The sequence below is a fragment of the Nostoc sp. genome (assembly GCF_036919575.1).
Lineage (GTDB): Bacteria > Cyanobacteriota > Cyanobacteriia > Cyanobacteriales > Nostocaceae > Nostoc.
This window is the reverse complement of sequence record NZ_JBALBY010000069.1, coordinates 1-4,469: the sequence shown is the minus strand read 5'-3', so window position 1 is coordinate 4,469 and position 4,469 is coordinate 1. Positions and strand designations below refer to the sequence as shown.

Genomic DNA, 4,469 nt, shown 5'->3' with positions numbered 1-4,469 from the left:
GAATTCAGAATTCAGAATCAATAAAGAAGAATTCAGAAGCCAGAATTCAGAATTCAGAATCAATAAAGAAGAATTCAGAAGCCAGAATTCAGAATTCAGAATCAATAAAGAAGAATTCAGAAGCCAGAATTCAGAATCAATATAATATAGCGATGTCTACGGTGGTAACAGAGCGCGGCGTTGTGCGGGCTACGCCTACGCTCGTTTGGATGCAATACACCCGCTACGCGTAGCTTGGTTCCCTGTAGGGGTACGAGCGTCTGCATACGTGTCAACTTAACGTGAAAGCCAGTCTATAAGCAGCTTTTAAGATTGTCTCGTTCCCAGTCGGAGACTGGGAATGCATTCATTGAGGCTCCGCCTCAAGACTTGCGGCAGAGCCGCAACGAGCAGCATTTACAGCCTCTGGCTGTAAACGAGATTTTAAAAGGGTTTTGGCTTAAGTTGACACCAATGGAGCGTCTGACTCGCTACCGCAATGCTTACACCAGTTACACAAAATTCAGAATTGAATTCTGGCGACTGAACGCCAGTTGCTCCACTTGGGGAAACCCCAAGACCCTTCGGGTGATGCCTCCGGTGCCCGGCTTGGGCGAACGGCAGTCCCCCAATCTCCTTCGGAGACGCTACGCGAACGACGGGAACCGCCAAGACGGGGGCTGCCTCACCGCACTGGCTCCTCCTGAATTCTGTTTTGTTAAAATTCTTGAGTTCTGAGTTCTGAGTTCCGAGTGAAGAATCAAGAAATTGTTTTTTTGATTTACTTCTTTTGTCTCAGAACTCAGGACTCAGCGAGAACTCTGAGCGGAGGCTTTTTTTGATGGTCTATATCACTGCCGAGAGGCGCAAAGGCTTGCGCCTCTCCCTTACGTCCAAAGGAGACAAGGCAACCGTTCTAGAAAGAACAGTTGGGCAGTAGACCTGCATCGCGATCAGAAGTTCAGTGACTTAGCACTGAGCTTTTTAGTAAGCCAGACCCATACTGCGAGTTGTTTCAGCGCCCAGGTAAACCCGGATGCTCAAAAAGTCGGTGGGACAAGCGGTTTCGCAGCGCTTACAGCCCACGCAGTCTTCTGTACGGGGTGAAGAGGCAATTTGAGCAGCTTTGCAGCCATCCCAAGGAACCATCTCCAGTACATCAGTAGGGCAAGCGCGGACGCATTGGGTGCAGCCAATGCAGGTATCGTAGATTTTTACGGTATGAGACATTGAAAAAACCGCTCCTTTCGAGTGTTCTTCTCTGCGAAAGAATCATAATCAACGCACAGTTTACCGCAGTGGTTGATAGGCCGTAATCAAAAGGCTACATAACTTCAAACAATGTAATGAACACCCTTGATCAATTGTTTTTCCGAGATCATCCCTATTGACTTATTAATCAGCAACATCACAGGAGCGTATTTACACTATTGCAGTACCATAATGTGGTGAAAACGTAAAGATATATGAAACAAAAGTCAATCTATAAAGATCGCATTGGAGTTATCTATGGTACTTATTGCTTAACAACTATGTACAATCAAATAAACCAATTTTGTAACGAAATATTAATTATTATTGAAAATTTGAAATTAGCTGTATACAGAATAATCTGATTTTGCGATCGCTTACCCGCCAAAACTAGGCGATCGCAGTTATTGTTTGCGTGAGAATTGGCATAAAATATACATAGGATGGGTTTGCTCACTATATCCAGGTTTGGATGGGTAAAGCCTATCCTATTATTAATTAAAATTTTTCACATATTCACATATAATTTAGTATTTGTATATCATCTATTGTAGTAAGCCTGATAACTGAGTAAGATATTCCACATTTTACTTGCATAATTAGGGTGGGCAAGACTTCGGCGTGAGTTGTTTTGTAGTGAACGGGCGATCGCACTCAGCAATTTTCTAAGCGATCGCTCACCGATAACTTGTATATTTGACTTTTTAAGTCTGGCAATCTCATAATTTTTAGATTTCAGAGAATTTCAGAAATCGCAAATTCATCATTTTTTATAGCAGCAATTTCTGTTAGAACCTTTGGCTCACTAGCCATCACTTCCACTTGCTCTTCGGGATTTTTAACATCAGCCAATTTATCTTTTGTATACTCACTTTCTCGGATTTGTCGAGCAATACTTTCTAGTAACCAAAGTTGTTCTTCCACAGACAAGGCAAGGACGGAGCGCTCAATTTCCAGTAAATTCGGTGATATCATTTTGCTTCTGATTCCCAGGAAGGTATATTTTCAAAGATATTATATTCAGTCTATCTGGTTAACCTAGAGCATCGCAAATTCCCCATCATTTTCCCCACGCCGATCTTTTCATAAATCAAATGAGATTGCTATAAATAATCAAAAGCCAGTTTGATGACTTTTTAATTAGGTACTCATGCTGAAACAAAATCTACGCTAAACTGACTACATGAATTACGAAACAGCTCGGAAACTCGTCATAGATCAGACAATCATAACCGAGGAAAACCCAGATGCGCTGTTAACGCGTATGAAACAGGGGAAACCCCCGGTACCCGGTCAGATCACCTCGATTTTGTTGGCATTGAAAGTGGTGTTTGAAGCCCTTAAAGATGCAAAGAGCCTAGACCGAGAACTGGCTTTAGCTCTTTATCAGTTAAGCATTAAGGCACAACAGCTATTTGCAGCAGGGCGTAAAGCCGGGGTTGATTGGCCGCCACTACTGAAAGAAGATTTGGTACGAATTTCCTTAGCATCTGAAAGTATCTTTTCGGGTATATGGCAAACCCTAGCTCCTGTGGGGTTGGGGAAGTTGTAGAACAGCAATTCAGTAATCTTTAAACGAGAAAAGATGAGGGGGATGAGGGAGATGAGGGAGATGAGGGGGACAAGGAAATAAGCAATGACCAATGTCCAATACTTCGGCAACGCTGAGTACAAGTGCCCAATGCCCAATGCCCAATGCCCATTAACGATTTTGCAGTTCCCTTTCTAACTTGTCTAGGTCAGTTTTGAGCAAAACCGTCATTTGACCGGTAAAAGCTTTGCCTGTCTTGGGTTGAGCAATTTCCACCCAATATACATAGCGATCGCCTACTCGTAATTCTCCCTTTAAAGCTTCCCGAATCGGAGTTTCGGCAAAACGCGCCGAGTCAATTACCTTTTGGTTAGGATACTGGTACACGACTTGGGCGCGATCGTAGTCTTGATAAATCTCCAAGCCATAAATTACCCGCAAGGATTCTTGGAGACGTGCAAATGTCATGCCGTTAATCGCATCATACATGGCAATGCGCTCACTGCGAATTCTGCCACGGTCTTTAGAAAATTCTATCCTACCGGGAGGCAATACCGACGCTTGAAAACTGAATCGTTGAGCAGCAGTATCAGTCTTTTGCACAAACAATTGCTCCCCACTCCTGGGGCGGAGTGTGGGATGTGCTTTAATCCAGGTGCCGACTTCCTCTGTACTTTGCCCTGGTAAAGCATTAACTTTGGAATTAAAAAGCGTTCCCACGCACAGCCCGGTTGCTAAAGAAACAGGCAAAATCAAACAGTTAAGCAGAGATTTTTTCAGCATTTTCTGATTCAGGACTTTCATGGAAATTCCCCTATTAGTGGAGTAACCATAGTTTTCCCGTTTTTTAGTAAGATTATTTCAATGGGTTGCAGCGATCGCCCCGCGAAGCCGAATCTTCTCCCTTTGCCAGAACTACGGTGTACACACAAGTTATCCGATTACCCAAAAGTCCTCTAAAACCTCACCCTGTCTTATCAAACATCCCTCTCCTTACCAAGGAGAGGGACAGGTTTTGCATAGCAAAACCAGGGTGAGGTATCTCAGGGGCTATGAGACTTAAAGTGACTTTAGGCATCTGACTTTTCACGTTATGTGGAAAAGCTACAAAAAACCTAACCCCCTAACCCCCTTCCCTAGCAGGGAAGGGGGAAAATTCAAAGTCTCTCTCCTTAAAGGAAGAGAGAAATAGAAGTGAGGTTTTCCAGATACCGTGAAAAGTCAGCTTTAGGCATGGGGTCAATCTAAAATCTAAAATCTAAAATCTAAAATCCAAAATTGTTTGACAGCCTTCACCAGTTAGCTTTAATTGCGCCGACCTACTTAATTTTTTCGTTAATCTAGATAATGTTCAGCTATTTTGGTAGATTAGGGCGATTTTGGTAAGGAGAGGCTCTGTCAACGCCAGGAGGATGAGGTGGAACACCTAGTGCATCCTTTAACTGTGCTTCTGTAACTCCTAACTTTGCCGCAGCTGCTGCAAAATTCGGTCGAGTTGGACGCTGATTGCGATCGCCTTGATTTGTCAAATTGGCAGGAACTCCCAACGCATCCTTTAACTGTGTTTCACTAACTCCTAACTTTGCCGCAGCTGCTGCAAAATTCGGTCGAGTTGGACGCTGATTGCGATCGCCTTGATTTGAAAAATTGGCAGGAACTCCCAACGCATCCTTTAACTGTGCTTCACTAACTCCTAACTTTGCCGCCG

The 4,469-nt window shown here is 43.6% G+C and carries 6 protein-coding genes and 1 pseudogene; 2 read left to right on the top strand and 5 right to left on the bottom strand.

Annotated elements, in window-relative coordinates; genetic code table 11:
• A partial coding sequence (locus tag V7K27_RS18730) for a hypothetical protein (protein ID WP_334949593.1) occupies positions 1–233 on the top strand: 233 nt, incomplete at its 5' end.
• A gap of 730 nt (positions 234–963) precedes the next feature.
• Here the strand turns inward: V7K27_RS18730 and psaC are convergent.
• Together psaC and V7K27_RS18720 are read right to left on the bottom strand one after the other, a co-directional pair.
• A complete protein-coding gene (gene psaC / locus V7K27_RS18725; protein ID WP_012411495.1) occupies positions 964–1,209 on the bottom strand; it encodes a photosystem I iron-sulfur center protein PsaC in 246 nt (81 codons plus the stop codon).
• A 756-nt stretch (positions 1,210–1,965) separates the two neighbouring features.
• Complete coding sequence (locus V7K27_RS18720; RefSeq protein ID WP_334949592.1) at positions 1,966–2,205, bottom strand: hypothetical protein; 240 nt, start codon at positions 2,203–2,205, stop codon at positions 1,966–1,968.
• A 208-nt stretch (positions 2,206–2,413) separates the two neighbouring features.
• Between V7K27_RS18720 and V7K27_RS18715 the strand changes: the two genes are divergently transcribed.
• A complete protein-coding gene (locus V7K27_RS18715; RefSeq protein WP_334949591.1) occupies positions 2,414–2,782 on the top strand; it encodes a Dethiobiotin synthetase in 369 nt (122 codons plus the stop codon).
• A gap of 19 nt (positions 2,783–2,801) precedes the next feature.
• Here the strand turns inward: V7K27_RS18715 and V7K27_RS18710 are convergent, their stop codons facing one another.
• The 3 genes and pseudogenes from V7K27_RS18710 to V7K27_RS18700 form a co-directional block, all read right to left on the bottom strand.
• Positions 2,802–2,933 (bottom strand): hypothetical protein, encoded by a 132-nt coding sequence (locus tag V7K27_RS18710; RefSeq protein ID WP_334949590.1) that lies wholly within the window; start codon positions 2,931–2,933, stop codon positions 2,802–2,804.
• On the bottom strand, positions 2,933–3,544 hold the full coding sequence (locus V7K27_RS18705; RefSeq protein WP_334949589.1) for a hypothetical protein: 612 nt from the start codon (positions 3,542–3,544) through the stop codon (positions 2,933–2,935). Before V7K27_RS18705 ends, V7K27_RS18710 begins: the two co-directional genes overlap by 1 nt.
• Positions 3,545–4,116: 572 nt before the next feature.
• Positions 4,117–4,469: pseudogene (locus V7K27_RS18700) on the bottom strand (hypothetical protein); the annotation flags it as partial.